Below are 18,659 nucleotides of genomic sequence, written 5' to 3' on the forward strand. Positions count from 1 at the left end.
CCTGCTTCTCTCATAATTGTTTCGTTTTACATTACAGGCAGTATAAGCCTGATTAGCTGAATTAACGACCAACGTAGAGAAGAGCTCCCCTACTAATAATCGTTTCGCTTTATTCCGTTTCAAGTCCTCAACTATTGTAGCATAATCCTTCTTAGAAGCAAATGAAAAAGCTATTGATTCACCTCTAAAATATTTGTCATAACACCTTTTGTTACTCCTTCATAAAATATCACTTTTGATACATATTTCGCTATATGCTCTTGGGTTAAAAGTAATTGGACAATACATAAACAAAGACATTGTACAATAAGTATACGAATTAAAATCTTCTCTATTTTCTTCAAATCCCATATCTCCTTTAATTATTATCTCGCTACATTTTTTCAATAAAACTTCCACTCCAAAATTTTGAGAAAACAAAGCAGATAACTCATAAATAACTGTCAACATACGTCCGATTGGTCAAAACTTTCAATTAATAGAGAATAAAGCCTCCCTACTGTTGGAAATTTCACTTTATCCCGCACTAACGGGCAGTAAAACTCCCACCCCAAGATTATAAGAAACCAAAGAGGATGAGTGGGAGATAACTGCCCGTAAGAGCCCGATTGGTTCAACTAACCAACAGTGGGGATGAAGCCCCCCACTGTTGGAAGTTTCACTTTATTTTCATTTTGATAATCTCTTATAAGTTTTATACTTTTTCATTGTCGAATCCGGTCAAATCATGTTATGTTCTTAGTGTATTTTCATTGATTGGAGAGGGGTAAGGGCATTGAAAAAAATTCTTGTTTTACACACTGGTGGAACAATTGCGATGGAAGAAGATAAAGAAACTGGAGTTGTTCAACCCGGCGCGCAAAATCCACTGTTAAAATTTATTCCAAATTTAGAAGAAGATATCGATTTAATTGTTGAAGATGTCTTTCATCTTCCATCTCCTCACATAACGCCAAATGAAATGCTGCAATTGCAGGTCATGATTGACGAGAAGGTTAAAAACGATGGCGTACAAGGGATTGTCATCACACATGGAACAGACACATTAGAAGAAACAGCTTATTTCCTAGATTTAACTGTACAAGCTAATATACCAATTGTTGTGACAGGAGCAATGCGTTCCAGTAATGAATTAGGTGCTGACGGTTTATATAACTTTTTGTCAGCTGTTAAAGTGGCTAGTAGTGAAGAAGCAAAAGGAAAAGGTGTCCTTGTCGTATTAAATGATGAAATTCACTGCGCAACGAATGTAACAAAAACACATACAAGTAACGTGGCAACATTCCAAAGTCCGCAATATGGTCCAATTGGCATGGTAACGAAGCGCGGTGTTGTCTTTCACCATGCATTAGTACATCACGAAAAATATGCCGTTACACAAATTACAAAAAACACTGTTATATTAAAGGCATATGCAGGTATGGATGATACGTTATTATCTGCAATTGAGCAGCTTCCCGTTGATGGAATTATCATCGAAGCACTTGGACAAGGAAACTTACCACCACGCACACTTCCTGCACTACAACGTTTAATAGATAAAGGTATTCCGGTTGTTCTTGTTTCTCGCTGCTTCAACGGAATTGTTCAAGATGTATATTCTTATGAGGGTGGCGGTAAACAATTAAAAGATATGGGCGTTATCTTCACCTATGGTTTAAATGCTCAAAAAGCACGCATTAAATTGCTTGTTGGACTAGAAGTAACAACAGAACAAGCTGAAATTCAAGCAATGTTTAAACATTAAAATACGATTGTAACAAAAAAACACCTTCATCTAATTCTTAACGTTAAAATTAGACGAAGGTGTTTCCATTATTCTATTAACAAATTTTTACTGTTCTCGCTCTACAATGGTTTTCGCAATTGCGTCTCCATGAAATCGACCATTTTCTATAAAAATTTCATTCGCATTATTACCAGCAGCAATTACACCAGCAATAAAAATCCCTTCGACATTCGTTTCCATCGTTTCCTCTTTATAAAGAGGTCTTCCTGTTCCAGAATCAATTTCCACACCCATTTTTGTTAAAAAACTATGATCTGGATGATAACCTGTCATCGCAAAAACAAAATCATTTGGAATCGTATATTCTTCGTTTCCTACCGTATATGTGACTGTATATTCTGTAACTTCTCTTACATGTGCACCAAATTCCATTTTTATCGTACCTTGTCGAACTAACGCTTCAAATTCTGGTAAGATCCACGGTTTAATACTTGGAGAATATACTTGACCGCGATATAAGACTGTCACACGCGCTCCACATTTCACAAGCTCTAATGCCGCATCCACACTTGAATTTTTCCCTCCTATTACTACAACATCACGATCAAAATAAGGATGTCCTTCTTTGAAATAATGCGCTACTTTTTCTAACTCTTCTCCCGGAACATTCATATAATTAGGATTATCATAATATCCAGTTGCGATAATAACATAATTTGCTTTGTACCTCTCTTGCTTTCCGTCCCCTTTTATTGTTCGAACAATAAAGAAACCCTCTTCTTTCTTTACTTCTTCCACCCGTTCAAACGCGTTCACACGTACATGTTTCCGTTTTACTACTTCACGATAATACGCTAATGCTTGATTTCGGACAGGCTTACGATTTTCTGTAATAAAGGCAACTCCACCAATTTCTAGTTTTTCACTAGAAGAAAAAAATGTTTGGTGCGTTGGATAATTATAGATTGCATTCACAATATTTCCTTTTTCAATTACAAGTGGATTGATCCCAACATTTTGCATGGCAATCGCTGCTGCTAATCCGCACGGTCCGCCTCCGATAATAATTGCTGTTTCTTTTTGCATGTAAAGCTCATCTCCTAGTCTTCTACTCTCTATCCAAATAAACAATTAAAAACAAGAAAAAACCTACTTTCAGCAGTAGGCACCTATCTTTATTGTATTCATTTTTCATATATTTGTCATCTATACGATACGTACATGCGATAGACGTCCGCTAAAAACTGTTTAAAAGGTATACCTTGATTATTTAATACACGTTCTGGATCGATTTTACGAGCAGGGTCAAGCTTTTTATGCGAAACAATATCTGTCCTTGGGTTTAAACCAAAATTATGGCACAAATATGCATGATACCAAGTAAAACGTGTATATGCATTCCAAAAATTTATATTTCCTCCGTAGCAAAGTTCAACACCAATTGCTGCGCTGTTAGCATTGTAACCATATATTTCATTATCCGTCGGAACATTGTACCGAACATGATAGGCTACCTCATGAATCGGAATAATCTCTAGTATGGTTTTATCATCAATAAATGTATGAGCTGAAGCTTTTGGTTGTATTTCATTAAAATAGTCTCGATTTCCAATTGCATTACTGCCTGGATTTCCTGTATCATGACTGACAATAAAACGAACTTTTGAAAGTCGATGTCCAGGTCGAGATCCTCCGTGTTTAATATAATTTCGCTGTATAGGAAACTTCGCCATTCACATCATCTCCGCTCTAATAAAATTATCTTTCTAACCTTATATGTATTCAGATGATGTGTCCCTATCGCAAATATTCTTATCAAAATAAAAAATCCATCATATTCGAAACAAATATCATAAATAACAATATACTTATTGCCACCGCATAAAAACCATAAAACCAAATTTCATCTTGTTTCGCTTCTAAACCAAAAAAACGATTCACTCTGTGTAAAAAAGAAGAGCGTTTCACATGCTTCTTGCGCAAAACTTCAACTCGTTCCATTACATTTGGTGACATTACAAAACGTTGTTGTGCAGTCATTTTCATTCTAATCTCTCCCTTATTCTGTTTCCGTTTTTCTATCTAAGAAGAGTATAGCACAAACGTTCTATTAGAACAAGTGTTCTTTTTATGTTTTTTACAAATTCATGTAACTCATAAGCAATACCAATTGCAATGATCGGCCCAATAATATAATTACAACAAAAAACCGCAACTCCCTTTACAGGAAATTGCGGTTTTCGTCATCAATAACCGGTTTATACCCAACCTCTGAAGCGGCTTGCTTCTGCCATTTTACGAACCCCAACCATATAAGCTGCTAAACGCATATTCACTTTGCGAACTTGCGATGTTTCATAAATAGCATCAAATGAGCTTACCATTACTTTTTCTAAACGAGCTTCTACTTCTTCTTCAGTCCAGTAATAACCTTGATTATTTTGTACCCATTCAAAGTAAGAAACTGTTACACCACCAGCACTTGCTAATACGTCTGGAACAAGTAAAATGCCACGCTCTGTTAAAATTTTTGTTGCTTCTAATGTTGTAGGACCATTCGCTGCTTCTACAACAATTTTCGCTTTAATATTCGCTGCATTTTCTTCTGTAATTTGATTTTCAATTGCAGCTGGTACTAAAATATCACAATCTAGTTCTAATAATTCTTTATTTGAAATTGTGTTATTAAACAATTTTGTTACTGTACCAAAGCTATCACGACGGTCTAATAAGTAATCAATATCTAAGCCGTTTGGATCATGAAGTGCACCGTAAGCATCGGAAATTGCAATTACCTTTGCTCCCGCATCGTGCATAAACTTCGCTAAGAAACTACCTGCATTTCCGAACCCTTGTACAACAACGCGTGCACCTTTAATATCAATACCACGTTTTTTCGCTGCTTCGCGAATACAAATTGTTACACCTTTTGCAGTCGCTGTTTCACGGCCATGAGATCCACCTAATACAAGCGGCTTTCCTGTGATAAATCCAGGTGAGTTAAATTCGTCAATACGACTATATTCATCCATCATCCATGCCATAATTTGTGAATTTGTAAATACATCTGGAGCTGGAATATCTTTCGTTGGACCTACGATTTGGCTAATTGCTCTTACATAGCCACGGCTTAATCTTTCTAGTTCTCGGAAAGACATTTCACGTGGATCACAAATGATACCACCTTTACCTCCACCATACGGTAAATCAACAATACCACATTTTAAGCTCATCCAAATCGAAAGTGCCTTTACTTCATTTTCCGTTACATTTGGATGAAAGCGGATACCACCTTTTGTTGGACCAACAGCATCGTTATGTTGAGCACGATATCCTGTAAATATTTTAACAGTTCCATCATCCATACGAACTGGGATCTTCACTGTCATCATACGAATTGGTTCTTTAAGTAATTCATATACCTCGTTCGGATAACCCAATTTCTCTAGGGCTTCTTTAATAACAATTTGTGTCGAATTCAATAATTCAAAATGTTGTTCTCTTTGTTGTGTTTGTGTTTGAGCTCCCTTTTCGGCTACCATAGTAAGTAAACCCCCTGTAATTTCACTTGTTTAGTAAACCTTCATTGCCTAGTATACACTCTTAAAATAGGAATGCAAGAGAAAACGCTAACAAATATATACAAACCTTTTTACCGATTGCAAACGTTTTCAATATCATTATAGTCCTTTTATTCTTTTTAGCAAGGCGAAATACTTAAAAAACTATTATTTTTTCATATAATATATAAATATTTTATATAAGGAAAAACCTCAACTGTATCACCTAGCTGAGGTTTTCTTTTATGATAAAATATTTATATATTTGCTCGATTGCTTCATTCGCCATAAGTTCTTTTCCATATTCCATCATTCGATAAATTGTAATTGTGGAAGGGCTACCAAACTCTGCTAAAATGGCAATCATATCCTCTTTCAGTAACATAGTAGAATCTTCTTCTAACCATAAATAAAAACGATTTTGCCACATATAAAGCTTTCCACCTGTTACTTCAAGACTATATAAACGACCTGCTAATGCAATTACATCCTCCAATGAAGTAAATTCGTATAGTATATGTTCGCTCTCATCAAGAGTAACTTGCATTTCAATAAATTCATCTTGAAATTCATCTTCCGTATCTGATACATGATTCTCTTTCGTAACAATAACAACCATGCCTTGAGCTTGTAGCGAGAACACCTCTACCGCAATTGGACCATCTGCCTCAAAGCCGAGCTCTTTATTCGCTTCTTGCATCATATCTCGAAACAGTTGTTGTACTTTTGGCGCATTTTTCCATAAATCTTCCTTTGTAAGTCCACGTTCTGACAAATCGTCGAACGTCAGAAAGATTTTAATTTTATTGTAATTTAAACGTTCCAACCTCATCCCGTAACCTCCTTACGCAACAGTTGCATTTAATTTTTATTATATGAAACAGAAAATAGATGGTTCTTTCCGAACAACCATTCTCACATTTTTAACCATTCATCCCATTCTTCTTTTGTATCTCCAACAAACCAGTTTCGAGTCTCTTCGCTTTCTTCATTAGAAGCAAACTCAAAGGTAAAACCACTAATCCCAACATAAAGGTTTGCATATTGTTCATGTAATCTCTTTGCAAGCTGAACACTTGCCGTGACATTTTCTTTTATTGTGCAAGAAATAAACAAGATTTTAGGATTTACTTGTTTAATTACATCATCAATATCAGCTTCTTCTATGCCTGTCCCAATATAGATTACTGGATAACCTTTCCGGCGTAAATATGTTGTAAAAATAAATAATCCAAGCTCACATAATTCCCCTGGAGTGCATATAGAAAGTACCTTTGGCAGTCCCGTATTAATAGGCATACTATGATAAATCACTCCGATACGCGAGCGTATAAATGAAGTCACATACCGTTCCTCTGCACTTGTTATTTTTTCATTCAAGCGCATATCTTTTAACCTTACAAGCAATTTTACTAACACATCTGAAATCACTTTATCTATAGAAAAAACACTAAAAGCTTCATCCAGTAACTCCAGCGCTTGTATTTCATCAAATTTTAACAAAGAATAAAGGATATCGTCTACTAAAAGTTCTACTTTATTATATTCTATTTCTGATAAATTGTGATTTTGTAATTGGTTATTTTCTAATAAACTAACTGCTTGTCCAATGGTAAATCCTTGATTCACTTTGTTAATAAGCCATTTTAATATTTGGACATGTTCTTCTGTATATAATCGGTGTCCAGCATTATTACGCTTCGGTGCAATGATTTGATACCGTCTTTCCCAAGCTCGCAATGTTCCTGGATGTATACCGAGCATATTTGACACCACTTTAATGTTATATTTACCTATTAAACTTGGCATATCTCTTCCCACCTTAAAAACAACGTCAATCTTTTCTTTGTAATGTAATCAAATGCGTTTGTGCAGAAGCACGAAAACGCAATGGCACAAGTGTTGTTCCATAACCATTACTTACAAACAAAGTCGCCTGTGGATATTCATAAATTCCACCTTTCAAAAAACGTGTAGAATGAAATAACCGAATTTGTCCACCGTGCGTGTGACCACTTAATACACAGGAGATATTTTCTGTTCCATTTAATTTATATATGATATCAGGATTATGACTCACAAGGATACGAAATCCATCTTCTTCACAATCTGCTAACGCTAAATCTAGACGATCACGCTTCAAACTCACATCGTCAACACCTAGTAACCATATCTTTTCTCCAAACTCTGATTCAAATAAAACTCCTGTATTGTCTAAAATTTTCACTCTATTTTGAAGAAGCAACGCATCTAATTCGTGAAAATCAATCTCGTAATCATTATTTCCCCAAACAAAATACACTTGTCCAATTTCATTTAACCGTTTAACATTATCAGCTACTCTAGATAACGGTACCCCTTGTTCAGCTAAATCTCCACCTATAATAACAAGATCTACTTTCCCCTTCACTTGTTGTATTAAGGATTGAGAAATCGTTCTTCTGTGAATATCAGAAATAAAAAAAATTCGTACTTCCCCAAAACTAATTGGAAAATCCACAAACGATACGGTTTGTTCTAACAATGTATCACGCATCGCTTCTCTATACATCATAACGAAGCAAACAATCACAATGCATAATATGAAACAACTTAGTAATCCCCATGTCATACATTTTCCTCATCTTTCCTCTTAACAAAATCTAACCACATAATAACACATCACCCCAGCAAGTGAAGAAAAACCTCCCACTGATGGAAGGTTCGCTTTATTTTTTCTGTTTTGATTCTATCTTCACCGGAATTTTTAACACTTGCCCTGGTTCCAACCCTTCTGCTATTTCATTATATTTCTTTATAATCGGTATCCCATCTTCATTCGGAAAATATTTTTTTGCAATACTTTCGAGTGTTTCTCCCTCTTTCACTGTATGAAACTGAAAGGCCTGTGATGATTTTGATTCATTATCTGTCTTCTTTTTTGAATCAAAAAAGATAACCTCAAATGCGCTTTTTTCAGAATTCGCACTTGATTCTGCTTTCTTCCCCTCAATATAACGTTCTGTATACCACAAAACCCCAATCGGTAGGAGAATAAATAACACTGTTAAGACTCGAACAAAAAAGTGTTTTATTTTAAATTTTGATTTTTTCTTGTCTTTATGAACTTCACTACGTGGCGGTAAACCCTCTTCTTTTGTTTGCGTCGATTCTTTTAAATCCTCTTCAAATTCCATTGTCTGCCTCGTCATATTGGTCACCACCACCTTCCGTTGGGTTCCTTAATTGCAACCCCATTATGAAATCGACTAAAAAATGAGCAAAAATCGTAATTAATAAATTACCTGTCCATTGAAACACATATCCAAATACAACACTAATCATCAATACAAAACAAAATAAAAACGGCTTAGTAATATAACGAATATGCAAAACCGCAAATACAATACTCGCAAAAATTAAGCCAAAATACGTTTGTATTACACCACGAAATAAAAATTCTTCTGCTATTCCAATTAAAAGTGTAACAACAAATACACCAAAAACAGACATCCCTTGAAACATACGATTATTAATTCCACCATCATCGAACCATGATTCAGGCAAAAGATGCATCGCAATATAATCAAGTAAAATGATAATGCAAGCAACTCCCCCACCTATTAGAACAATAGATGAAAAATCCCATTTCCATAAAGCTAGAAATGTGTCCATACTCGGAAATAATATATACGCTAATAGTATCCCAATACATATAATAATTGCTTGTGTAATATATAAATTAAGTCGGATTTCTTTTATACTCATGTCTTCAATACTTATCTTGCGTATATGCATCATTCCTCCGTTCTGAATCCGAAGAGCAATTGCAACTCTGTTTTCCAATTATAGTCGAAAACAGATTGTCTTGCTTGTCTTTTTTTATAATCTTCTATATGAATCCCACAATAATTACAACAATTTTTCGGCTGTGTTTCCTTTGCATATCCAAAATAGGAAAGAATCGACTCTCTTTTACAATTTGTTTGTCGCATCCATTCTTTCATTGTTTCTAGTTGACCATACTTATTATAAAGCCGAATTTTCACTTCTGTAATTAACTTCTGCGCCACTTCATCTGATAAAGATTCAATCATTAATTCCCTATTTTGTATGATTTTCATCCTTTCAAAATGATACCGAACGAATCGCCAATGTTGTTCACTCAATCCTGCTGCATTGTAGCAAATTCCCTCTACACTTTCTAACGGTAATACTTGGGCTTGAACCATTGTTTCTCGTAATAAAGAAAATAAAAAGCGTATTTGTTGTTCATTTGGTAATTCTTCTTCAATAATGGAGATTGGCAACTCATGATCAAGCGGACTACATAGCAAAATGGCAATACTCGCCTCTCCATCTCTACCTGCACGTCCGATTTCTTGCAAATAAGACTCTATATTTGTCGGATAATGAAAATGAATAATATAACGCGTGTTTTGTTTATTTACCCCCATACCAAATGCGCTTGTACACACAACAAGTTGAAGTTGATCGTTCATAAACTGTTGCTGAATTAACATGCGTTCTTCATGTTCCATCCCGCCATGGTAATGCGCAACATCTTCAATACCTTCACTCCGTAGATACGCTGCAAGACGTTCAGTCCAAGCTCTACTCGAACAATAAATAATACCAGGACCTTGTAAATATTTCACATGAGATAACAGCATTTCTTTTTTCTCTTGAATGGTTTGTACAAATTCTACTTTCATCGCAATATTAGGACGATCAATCGAATGTAAGTGTTGCCTCACATCTTTCAAACTTAAACTTTCAATAATATCTTGTAATACCTCTTTTGTAGCAGTAGCTGTTAAAGCAAGAACCGTGGGATAGCCCATCGATGCAATAGCTTGATCTAGCTTTTTATAATCTGTTCGAAAATCATATCCCCATTGAGAAATACAATGCGCTTCGTCCACAACAAATAAAGAGATACGAATTTTTCTTAATTCTTTTAGTAACGCATCCGATTGCAACATTTCAGGAGACACGAATACAAATTTATAGGAATGTAACCGTCGCATAGCTTTTTTTTTCTCTGTCATTGTTCGAAAACTATTTAAGGCAATAACTTTATCTTTCACCATGTATTTTAACTGTGTAACTTGATCTTCCATTAATGACAATAGCGGTGAAACAATGAGTACTGTTCCATCTTGTATAAGTCCTGGAAGCTGATAACAAAGCGATTTTCCTCCTCCGGTCGGCAGCATCGCTACAACAGAATTTCCATTTAATACGTCTGCAATAACTTCCTTTTGCCCTGGCCGAAATGTCCGGTACCCAAACCACTGATATAAAATATCTTCAAGCTTCATGTAATCCCCCTACTCGCGCTAATACAAGACGAATTTCAAAATAGGAAACATGCTCTCCGGCAGCTTGTTTCAAGACTCGCAGCTTCCGCGTTTGTAACTCCTCAATCATTTTCTGTATTTGCTTCATTTTTTCTTTTTCTATAAATTGCTCCACTTGAAATTCTTTTTCTCTCAGTGCAATTTCTACAATATGATCCTCAATTGTCGCAAACTTTAATTTTCGTATCCTGGAAATCTCCTCCATAGTACGTCCTTGTTTCCATAATTGATATGTTTTTTGTGTTGATATACTAAATAAATCTGCTTTTTCATTTGGATACGCAATAATTTGTGCCAATAATGGAAACTTTCGCTGGTGATTTTGTACATGTTGAATAATGAAATGAATCGTTCCCCAAAATAAAAGATATATTCGAAATGCATCTTGCTTCATCATATCTCCAAGTTGATCTGTTGTATAACCGATACGATGATATCCCGTTAGACGATATACGAAAATAGTTGCTTCTAGAGAGGTACTATGGATTAATATTTCATTTATTTCTTTATATAACTGTTCCGCTAGTTGTCCTCTTGAAACAGAAGAATTCATAATAAATTGTTTTACCCACATCGTGATTTCCGTATCTTGCTGAATTGGAAGAAACTTTACATGTTTCTGTTGCAAATGAGATACAGTTTGCACAATCAAAGATAACCTTCTCCAAAAACTCTCCCCAAGTTCACCATATTGCAAACCATGTAAATATTTTGGAAAAGCAAAGAATTTTTCCCATTCGTTTATTTGTTTCTCTCCCATTTCAGATAAAATGTAAGTATTTTCATGCAAACATGTAATAAGTTGCTTGTTTAATAATGCTTCAATCTGTTTATCATAATCATGACGTCTTAAAGATTTATATACACTAAACAAAAAGGAAAGATGAAACATATTTCCATCTTGCAATGTTTGTGAAGAACGTTTCCCTTTTAAAAGGTGATAAATAGAAGAAACCGTTCGTTCACCTTTTAATTGTTTTAAACAGTATAATACAGTATATTGTAGCTGCAACACTTCTTCACCCTTTCAGTCTACTTCTACTTTTATTGTAACAAAATGCATCTTATTTAGATATTTTTAAAATTTCATGTACAACTATAGAAATTAGTTGACATACTCAATTGATAAGAATTATCATTATAATTTTGTATTGAAAAGTTTCAAAAACCGTTTTACAATAAGGTTATAATTTTTCATCAGTGTTCTTATATACATATACATATTATTTAGGGGGTATACAAAAATGGCAAAATACACAATCGTTGACAAAGACACTTGTATTGCATGTGGAGCTTGCGGAGCAGCTGCACCGGATATTTATGATTACGATGATGAAGGTATTGCATTCGTAACACTAGACGATAACCAAGGTATCGTTGAAATTCCAGATGTATTAATCGATGATATGATGGATGCATTCGAAGGTTGCCCAACTGATTCTATCAAAGTGGCAGATGAAGCATTCGACGGTGACGCATTAAAATTTGAATAGTCTCATTGTTGACTTCAAAAAATAACCCTCAAATGTGAGGGTTATTTTTTTACACTTTATTTTCTTCTATTTAGCGCAACTTTCACTAGTCACTCATCCTAAATTTAATGGTCAGCCCCACCAAACAGCCTCTTACTGCTCCTTATGCTAGATAAAGTGAAACTTCCATTAGTGGGGGCTTCATCTCCCACTGATGGTTAGCTGAACCAATCGGGCGCATGCCAGCAGTTATCCCCCACCTATCTTCTTCGATTTTCTCTGAATCTTGAGGTGGGGTCTTACTGCCCGTTAATGCGGGATAAAAAAACATCAGCAGAAAAATCTTCTACTGATGCAAAACCTTCTATTTTATGCATTTTTCATTTTCGCAAATACCCATACTTTCAATCGAGAAAATAAAGGAACAAAAATAATTGTTACTATAATTCCTTTAATTAAATTAAAAGGTAAAATTGCCGCTACAATTGTTTGACGCATTACACTGTTAGACATAGCAGGTTGACCTAAGAACCAAGTGTAAGCTGGTAAAATGATAAAATAATTGAGTACACTCATAATAAGTGACATACAAACTACTCCTAACATCAATCCAGTTGTTAAACTTTTAACTGTGCGATGTTTACGGAATAAAATAGTTGCTGGAAGAATAAAGAGACATCCAGCTACAAAATTCGCCACTTCTCCTACTGGTACACCCGTTAAACTTCCTTGAATCCCATAATATAGAACGTTTTTTATCGCTTCTACAATTACACCTGAAATTGGCCCAAAAATAATGGCTGCAATTAAAGCTGGAACATCACTAAAATCAATTTTTAAAAACGGCGGGAATCCCGGAAATGGAAAATCCAGCATCATTAGTAAATATGCAATACTGCTCAGCATCGCGACGCTCACCATTTGTACTACACTCATCTTTTGTTTCATGTTTCTCTCTCCTTTTCCATCGATCATCTCATGGAAAGTGGAAAGGCTCTGCTATGCCTAAATATATTCTTGCATGAAAAAACCCTTTGCATCCGAAACGCAAAGGGAGAAATTTTAGGCACATCAAACAGACGTTCAAACATTTAACTTTTTTGAACGCTCGAACCTCCATCTTCTCCCATCCAGACTGTACTGTCGGCTTTGGAATCGCACCAAATCCTGCCTTAACGGCTCGCGGGCTTAGAACAAAAATACATGTTCATCACCGCCGGTCGGGATTTTCACCCTGCCCCGAAGATAGACCGATATTCTATTTTCTCCATCATTATACAACAACTTTAAAACAATGTGAATGAAAATGATTCTTTTTCATTCACTCCTCATAATTGCATGCTATTCTAACAATAAGTAAATAATATGACAAAAAAGAACAAATTTTCGTGTTTGTTCTTTTTTGCTCACAATTCTCTAGTCATTTATACATGAAAGTGATAAGATATGATATTGTTAAGAAAAACAGCATTTTCTTACAGTGGAGGAAATGTCATGAGTAAAGAAAAAAAACAGCCTATTCGAGAAATTATGAAAAAAAATCTTCGCAAAGAATACTTTTATTTAAAAAAGGAATTGCTGTTCTATTGTCTTCTTGATTCAGGTAAATTCTCAAGAGATACATATTATGCCACTTTTGATGAAGATGGCATTAGCGTATATCAATACGATAAAAATTTAGACAGTAAACTAAAACTTTGCGAACGACATCCATGGAAAAGCTGGAAAAAAGTCAAAATTGATCATTATTTAACAAAAACTCAATTCGTTTTTCAAGGAGAACGAAATTGGATTCTTTCTCTTTTTCATCAAGGAAAAAAAGCAGAAAAAATTATTCAAACGTATACATCTTTAGAAACAGAAATTGTTTCCAGACCATTTTTAAAAAAACTGCCTGGTTATCGATCTAATACAACATTGAATATGTATATTGGGACTATTTGCTATACCGTACTTATTGCATTTTTATTAAAATTTATTCTCCCATTTCAAATTCAAATTGCTTTGTATTCGCTGTCTATCGGCTGTATGTTGCTAGGTCTTCTTTGTTTCGTTATCGGTCTTATTGAACCTACTCTTGTCTTATTTAGAACAAAAGAAAAAACGCGAGCTAAAGTGTTTTATTATTATAGCTATTTAATAATTACTGGATTTGCATGTATCTTTATTTTCTGGTAACAAGCAAAAGAGCTAGTTTTCCTAGCTCTTTTTCAATTAATATGTAATTTTTGCGTCGGATAAATAGTATCTTTTTGCAAGCGATTTTTCACTTTTAATTCTCTAACAGTTGTACCAAACTTTCTGGCAATACTGACCAGTGTATCACCTTTTTGTACGACATATACAGAGGCGGATGCTACCGTGTTAGGCTTTTCTTGAATTAGTTGCAGTGGGTTCACTGCATTTGTTTTCGCTATCGTCCAAGCCCCTTTATGAACTTCTAAATGTAAGTGAGCACCATTCGATTGTCCTGTATTCCCTACTTGACCAATTTTTTGCCCTTGTGAAACTACATCTCCCTCGCTCACAAGTCGTTTATTCATATGAGCATATACAGCTTCATAATCTTCATGTTTAATAAACACCACATGTCCGTAACTATCAGAAAAATAAGATCTTGTTACAATACCATCTTGCATAGCCGCTATTGAAGTGCCAATCGGTGCAGCAATATCAATACCAAAATGTTTTCCATTTCTCGTTCCAAAATAATCGCTAATTCTCCCCTCTACTGGCCATGCCCACCGCTTTTCTTCCGCGGCTCCTTCTGTTTGTGCTATAAAAAAGACACAAAAGAAAAGCAAAATGATTTTCAAAACTTTCATTGTGAATCCTCCGTTTTCTAAATAACAATCACACTTTCTCTATTGTGGTTAATTATAGTAAAAAGTATACAAAAAAAAGAAAGAGCCTATTTCTCTCTCTTCTCCTCCTTTTCTCGAAATACAATCGCACTTCTTTCATATTCTACATCTTTCACATTAGCACGAGCGTTCACAACTCTTGCAACTGCAAATAAATAATCTGATAATCGATTTATGTATTGCAAAACATATTCATTAATCTCATCCTGTTTCTTCAAAGAAACAATACAACGTTCTGCCCTTCGTGTAACAGTACGAGCAATGTGAATAATAGCTGCCCCTTGACTTCCCCCTGGTAAAATAAAACGCTCGAGTGGTGGTGCCTCTTGGGTATATACATCAATCCTTTCCTCTAGAAAAGCAATCATGTCTTCTGTTACTTTATACGGAATTGTTTTCTTCACAATCGCTAAATCTCCGCCACAATCAAACAACTCATGCTGAATTTTTTCAAGTTCTTGATGAATATCTTGAAACAATTCACCGTTTAGCAATATCATTGCATGTCCGATAAACGAATTCGCCTCATCAATTGTTCCATATGCCTCTACACGCAAATTATCTTTATCTACACGCCCCCCAATAAGACTCGTTTGTCCCTTATCGCCTGTTTTTGTATACAGTTTCATGTTTTCTCTCCTTTTTTCTTTTACATTCTTCACTATTATTAACATTCCTTTTTTTGGTCATGAAAAAAGCTTATCAAAAAGATAAGCTTAAAAATTCACATATAATTTCATCATATTTATTCCGCTATTCACGGGCAGTAAGATCCCCACTGATGGAAGTTTCACTTTATGTTGGCAAATATACAGAGAATGTTGTCCCCTCATCTACTACACTCGATACTGTAATCTTACCATCATGTCCTCGCACAATGTTTTTTGCAATTGCAAGCCCTAACCCTGTACCACCTGTTTTTCCACGTGTACGAGCCTTATCCGCTTTATAAAAACGCTCAAATAAGAATGGAATATCATCTTCTGGAATACCAATACCAGAATCTGCAACTTCGAATACAATTCCGTTATTTTTCTCATCAATAATAAGCGATACTTGACCACCCGCATTTGTATGCCTTAAAGCATTATCAATTAAATTTGTTAACACTTGCTCCATACGATCTGGATCAAAAGAATGCTGCTCTATAGAAGTACGAAAATCAACTACTAACTGCACTCCTTTTTCCTTTGCTATCCCTTGGAATTTCCGTGCAATCTTTTCAACAAATGGAACAATATCTACTTCCGATATATGTAATTCTACGTGACCGCTCTCCATTCGAGCTAAATCTAATAATTCATTTACAAGACGTCCTAAGCGTACAGATTCATCATAGATAATTTGCACAAATTCATGTACTTCTTCTTTCGTTTGAACAATGTCATCTAAAATTGCTTCACTATACCCCTGCAACATAACCATCGGTGTACGTAATTCATGCGATACGTTTGCAATAAAATCTTTACGCATTTTTTCAAGACGGCGTTCTTCTGTCATATCACGAAGTACAGCAACAGCACCACGAATCTTTGTCTGATTGTATAGTGGTGTCATCAGTACAACATAATTACCTTTTTCTAAATTAATTTCTATAACTTGTTGCTGTTCACTTTCTACAACGAGATGAAACAGTTCAACTAGCTCAGATGGCAAACTCACACTTAACTCTATCTCTTTTTCTTCATACCATACTTGTAAGAACCGCTCTGCTGGCGGATTAATTACAACGACTTCTCCTTCTTGATTTAACGTAATAACACCATCAGCCATACTACTTAAAATACTAGAAAGCTGTTCTTTCTCTTGTTGCAGCGCATTAATATTAAACTTCAATTGTTTCCCCATTTGATTTAACGCTGTTGCAAGTTCACCAATCTCATCTTGCGAAACCGCTGGTACCTTCGCATCAAATTTCCCACGCGCTACTTCAAAAGCTACCTCGCGCATTTTACGAAGTGGGGCTGTAATCCGTGTTGATAAGAAAAAGGCAAAGAATGTTGTTAAAATAATCGCAATTCCTGCAGATAAAAAGATAAAATCCGTCGATTTTTCTATTCCTTGTTTTGGTACTTGTAACGATTGATATACGAAGACTGCACCATCTTTTGAAGACTTTAATGGAACCCCGACAATCATAATATCATTCTCAGGATTTTTCTTATTTTTTTCATCTGGGACGTTTTTAATTTTTTGTACATTTTTACGTTCTGTAAATACCGCTTGTAATTCTTTATCATTTTTTAAATCAGTTAGTGTTAATGTTGCTAATCCTTGTTGAGCTGGGGAGGCAGATATTTCATTATTATCTTTAACAACAATAATACGTGAAAGGGGATCAGCAAATTTATATGCGATATGTTCTATCGTCTGCTCATCCGCCCCCTCTTCTATTAATTCAGAAACACTCGTTGCAACTTTTGTAAGCCTCGTTTCTCCCGTTGTTACGTAATAATTATCAAAAAACTGTGAAAGTAAAATGGCAACGAAACCAAGTACAAAAGAAACAAGGAGGAGAATTGTCAGCCATAACTTACCTACTACACTTTTCCAAAGCATTAATCGTTCACAACCTCAAACTTGTAACCAACCCCCCATACAGTTACAATCATTTTCGCTGCATCTGCTGACTTTTTACTTAACTTCTCACGCAGACGTTTTACATGTGTATCAACTGTACGTAAATCACCGAAAAATTCATACTGCCATACTTCTTTTAATAACTGCTCACGGTCAAATACTTTATCAGGTGCCTTCGCTAAAAATAGTAATAATTCATATTCTTTTGGTGTTAAATTCACTTCTTCACCATCAGCTGTAACACGATGTGCATCGTTATCAATTGTGAGATGAGGAAATACAGTAACATCTTTTGTTGTCGTATCTTGCGTAAAGAATGTCGTTGTAACTGAGCGACGTAAAACAGCTTTTACACGTAGCACAACCTCGCGTGGGCTAAACGGTTTTACAATGTAATCATCTGTACCAACTTCAAACCCTTGTACACGGTTTACTTCTTCTCCTTTTGCCGTTAGCATAATAATCGGTGTTGCCTTTTTCTCACGAATACCTTTGCACACTTCAATACCATCTTTTCCAGGCATCATAATATCTAAAAGAATTAGATCATAATCATTTTGCAACGCTTTTTCTAACGCCGTCTCACCATTGTCAGCCTCATCAATGATGTACTGCTCTCTCTCTAAATACATTTTTAACAAACGACGAATACGATCTTCATCATCTACAATTAAAATCTTTAATTCATTTTCCATTGCAACCCGCTGTACATATAAATGTCACAACGGTTCACACCTACCTTTCTTCACTAAAAATGAGCCTTCCAAAAGTTTTTGGTTTCTATTGAGGATTAGTTGAACGAATCAGATGCATGCTAGCATTATCCCATACGTATTTTCTATTCTTCTGAATCTTATGAGGTAGAGATTCTCATTACCGTTGGGATAGCGTACTAAACTTACTCCTATCTCATTTTCATATACAAAACCCTTCTAATTGAAAGTTCACTTTTGCATTATGTTTCACATAAATAATAAAATTTGTTCATATTTTTTCCAAAAATATGTATGTTTCCCGAATAATATAATTTATCCTCGACATCATTTTACAAAACCAGCCTACACTTTGTCATGTTTTTCTCAAAAAAGAAAAAAAATTAACAAAAATAAAAT

20 protein-coding genes and 1 riboswitch are annotated in these 18,659 nt (G+C 35.1%); of the genes, 3 read left to right on the plus strand and 17 right to left on the minus strand.

Translation table 11 applies throughout. The annotated features are described in order from the left end of the window. Window positions 1-170: 170 nt before the first annotated feature. Complete coding sequence (locus tag ACFQZ1_RS06430; RefSeq protein WP_377881285.1) at window positions 171-344, minus strand: DUF5359 family protein; 174 nt, start codon at window positions 342-344, stop codon at window positions 171-173. A gap of 431 nt (window positions 345-775) precedes the next feature. On the opposite strand from ACFQZ1_RS06430, the gene ACFQZ1_RS06435 reads away from it, so the two are divergent. Further along, window positions 776-1,747, plus strand: a complete 972-nt coding sequence (locus tag ACFQZ1_RS06435) for an asparaginase (RefSeq protein ID WP_377881286.1) — start codon at window positions 776-778, stop codon at window positions 1,745-1,747. 87 nt (window positions 1,748-1,834) lie between these two features. Here ACFQZ1_RS06435 and ACFQZ1_RS06440 read toward each other — a convergent pair whose 3' ends face one another. From ACFQZ1_RS06440 to ACFQZ1_RS06490, 11 genes are all read right to left on the minus strand, one after another. Further along, entirely contained in the window at window positions 1,835-2,815 is a 981-nt protein-coding gene (locus tag ACFQZ1_RS06440; protein ID WP_377881287.1) for a YpdA family putative bacillithiol disulfide reductase, read from the minus strand. A gap of 116 nt (window positions 2,816-2,931) precedes the next feature. Then, window positions 2,932-3,462 (minus strand): peptidoglycan recognition protein family protein, encoded by a 531-nt coding sequence (locus ACFQZ1_RS06445; RefSeq protein WP_377881288.1) that lies wholly within the window; start codon window positions 3,460-3,462, stop codon window positions 2,932-2,934. Window positions 3,463-3,544: 82 nt separating this feature from the next. Next, window positions 3,545-3,775: a DUF3961 domain-containing protein gene (locus ACFQZ1_RS06450; protein ID WP_377881289.1), complete on the minus strand. Its 231-nt coding sequence runs from the start codon at window positions 3,773-3,775 to the stop codon at window positions 3,545-3,547. A gap of 212 nt (window positions 3,776-3,987) precedes the next feature. Further along, on the minus strand, window positions 3,988-5,271 hold the full coding sequence (gene gudB, locus ACFQZ1_RS06455) for an NAD-specific glutamate dehydrogenase (RefSeq protein ID WP_377881290.1): 1,284 nt from the start codon (window positions 5,269-5,271) through the stop codon (window positions 3,988-3,990). A gap of 244 nt (window positions 5,272-5,515) precedes the next feature. Next, window positions 5,516-6,121 (minus strand): genetic competence negative regulator, encoded by a 606-nt coding sequence (locus ACFQZ1_RS06460; protein WP_377881291.1) that lies wholly within the window; start codon window positions 6,119-6,121, stop codon window positions 5,516-5,518. Window positions 6,122-6,204: 83 nt separating this feature from the next. Then, window positions 6,205-7,098: a MerR family transcriptional regulator gene (locus ACFQZ1_RS06465; protein ID WP_377881292.1), complete on the minus strand. Its 894-nt coding sequence runs from the start codon at window positions 7,096-7,098 to the stop codon at window positions 6,205-6,207. A 25-nt stretch (window positions 7,099-7,123) separates the two neighbouring features. Then, a complete protein-coding gene (locus ACFQZ1_RS06470) occupies window positions 7,124-7,900 on the minus strand; it encodes a metallophosphoesterase (protein WP_377881293.1) in 777 nt (258 codons plus the stop codon). Between the two features lie 97 nt (window positions 7,901-7,997). Next, window positions 7,998-8,480, minus strand: coding sequence for a LysM peptidoglycan-binding domain-containing protein (locus ACFQZ1_RS06475; protein ID WP_377881294.1), 483 nt, complete (start codon window positions 8,478-8,480; stop codon window positions 7,998-8,000). Continuing rightward, window positions 8,455-9,066: a CPBP family intramembrane glutamic endopeptidase gene (locus ACFQZ1_RS06480; RefSeq protein ID WP_377881295.1), complete on the minus strand. Its 612-nt coding sequence runs from the start codon at window positions 9,064-9,066 to the stop codon at window positions 8,455-8,457. The genes ACFQZ1_RS06475 and ACFQZ1_RS06480 overlap by 26 nt, the downstream gene beginning before the upstream one ends. Continuing rightward, a complete protein-coding gene (locus ACFQZ1_RS06485; protein ID WP_377881296.1) occupies window positions 9,066-10,592 on the minus strand; it encodes a RecQ family ATP-dependent DNA helicase in 1,527 nt (508 codons plus the stop codon). The genes ACFQZ1_RS06480 and ACFQZ1_RS06485 overlap by 1 nt, the downstream gene beginning before the upstream one ends. Next, the gene (locus ACFQZ1_RS06490; protein WP_377881297.1) at window positions 10,582-11,643 is read right to left on the minus strand and encodes a YpbB family protein; all 1,062 of its coding nucleotides are present in this window, start codon (window positions 11,641-11,643) and stop codon (window positions 10,582-10,584) included. Before ACFQZ1_RS06490 ends, ACFQZ1_RS06485 begins: the two co-directional genes overlap by 11 nt. Before the next feature lie 232 nt (window positions 11,644-11,875). On the opposite strand from ACFQZ1_RS06490, the gene ACFQZ1_RS06495 reads away from it, so the two are divergent. Continuing rightward, a complete protein-coding gene (locus ACFQZ1_RS06495) occupies window positions 11,876-12,124 on the plus strand; it encodes a ferredoxin (RefSeq protein ID WP_017152544.1) in 249 nt (82 codons plus the stop codon). A 348-nt stretch (window positions 12,125-12,472) separates the two neighbouring features. On the opposite strand, the gene ACFQZ1_RS06500 is transcribed toward ACFQZ1_RS06495, so the two are convergent. Beyond that, a complete protein-coding gene (locus ACFQZ1_RS06500) occupies window positions 12,473-13,051 on the minus strand; it encodes an ECF transporter S component (protein ID WP_377881298.1) in 579 nt (192 codons plus the stop codon). 166 nt (window positions 13,052-13,217) lie between these two features. Next, window positions 13,218-13,354: riboswitch (FMN riboswitch) on the minus strand. 243 nt (window positions 13,355-13,597) lie between these two features. On the opposite strand from ACFQZ1_RS06500, the gene ACFQZ1_RS06505 reads away from it, so the two are divergent. After that, window positions 13,598-14,281: a hypothetical protein gene (locus tag ACFQZ1_RS06505; RefSeq protein WP_377881299.1), complete on the plus strand. Its 684-nt coding sequence runs from the start codon at window positions 13,598-13,600 to the stop codon at window positions 14,279-14,281. A 32-nt stretch (window positions 14,282-14,313) separates the two neighbouring features. On the opposite strand, the gene ACFQZ1_RS06510 is transcribed toward ACFQZ1_RS06505, so the two are convergent. The 4 genes from ACFQZ1_RS06510 to resD form a co-directional block, all read right to left on the minus strand. Further along, window positions 14,314-14,928, minus strand: coding sequence for a peptidoglycan DD-metalloendopeptidase family protein (locus ACFQZ1_RS06510; protein ID WP_377881300.1), 615 nt, complete (start codon window positions 14,926-14,928; stop codon window positions 14,314-14,316). An 86-nt stretch (window positions 14,929-15,014) separates the two neighbouring features. Next, on the minus strand, window positions 15,015-15,596 hold the full coding sequence (locus ACFQZ1_RS06515) for a cob(I)yrinic acid a,c-diamide adenosyltransferase (protein ID WP_377881301.1): 582 nt from the start codon (window positions 15,594-15,596) through the stop codon (window positions 15,015-15,017). A gap of 166 nt (window positions 15,597-15,762) precedes the next feature. After that, window positions 15,763-17,526: an ATP-binding protein gene (locus ACFQZ1_RS06520; protein WP_377881302.1), complete on the minus strand. Its 1,764-nt coding sequence runs from the start codon at window positions 17,524-17,526 to the stop codon at window positions 15,763-15,765. Next, window positions 17,526-18,242, minus strand: a complete 717-nt coding sequence (resD, locus tag ACFQZ1_RS06525; protein ID WP_377881303.1) for a DNA-binding response regulator ResD — start codon at window positions 18,240-18,242, stop codon at window positions 17,526-17,528. The genes ACFQZ1_RS06520 and resD overlap by 1 nt, the downstream gene beginning before the upstream one ends. Window positions 18,243-18,659: the final 417 nt, after the last annotated feature.

It is taken from the genome of Bacillus sp. CGMCC 1.60114 (genome assembly GCF_042676365.1).
GTDB classification, from domain to species: Bacteria; Bacillota; Bacilli; order Bacillales; family Bacillaceae_G; genus Bacillus_A; species Bacillus_A rhizoplanae_A.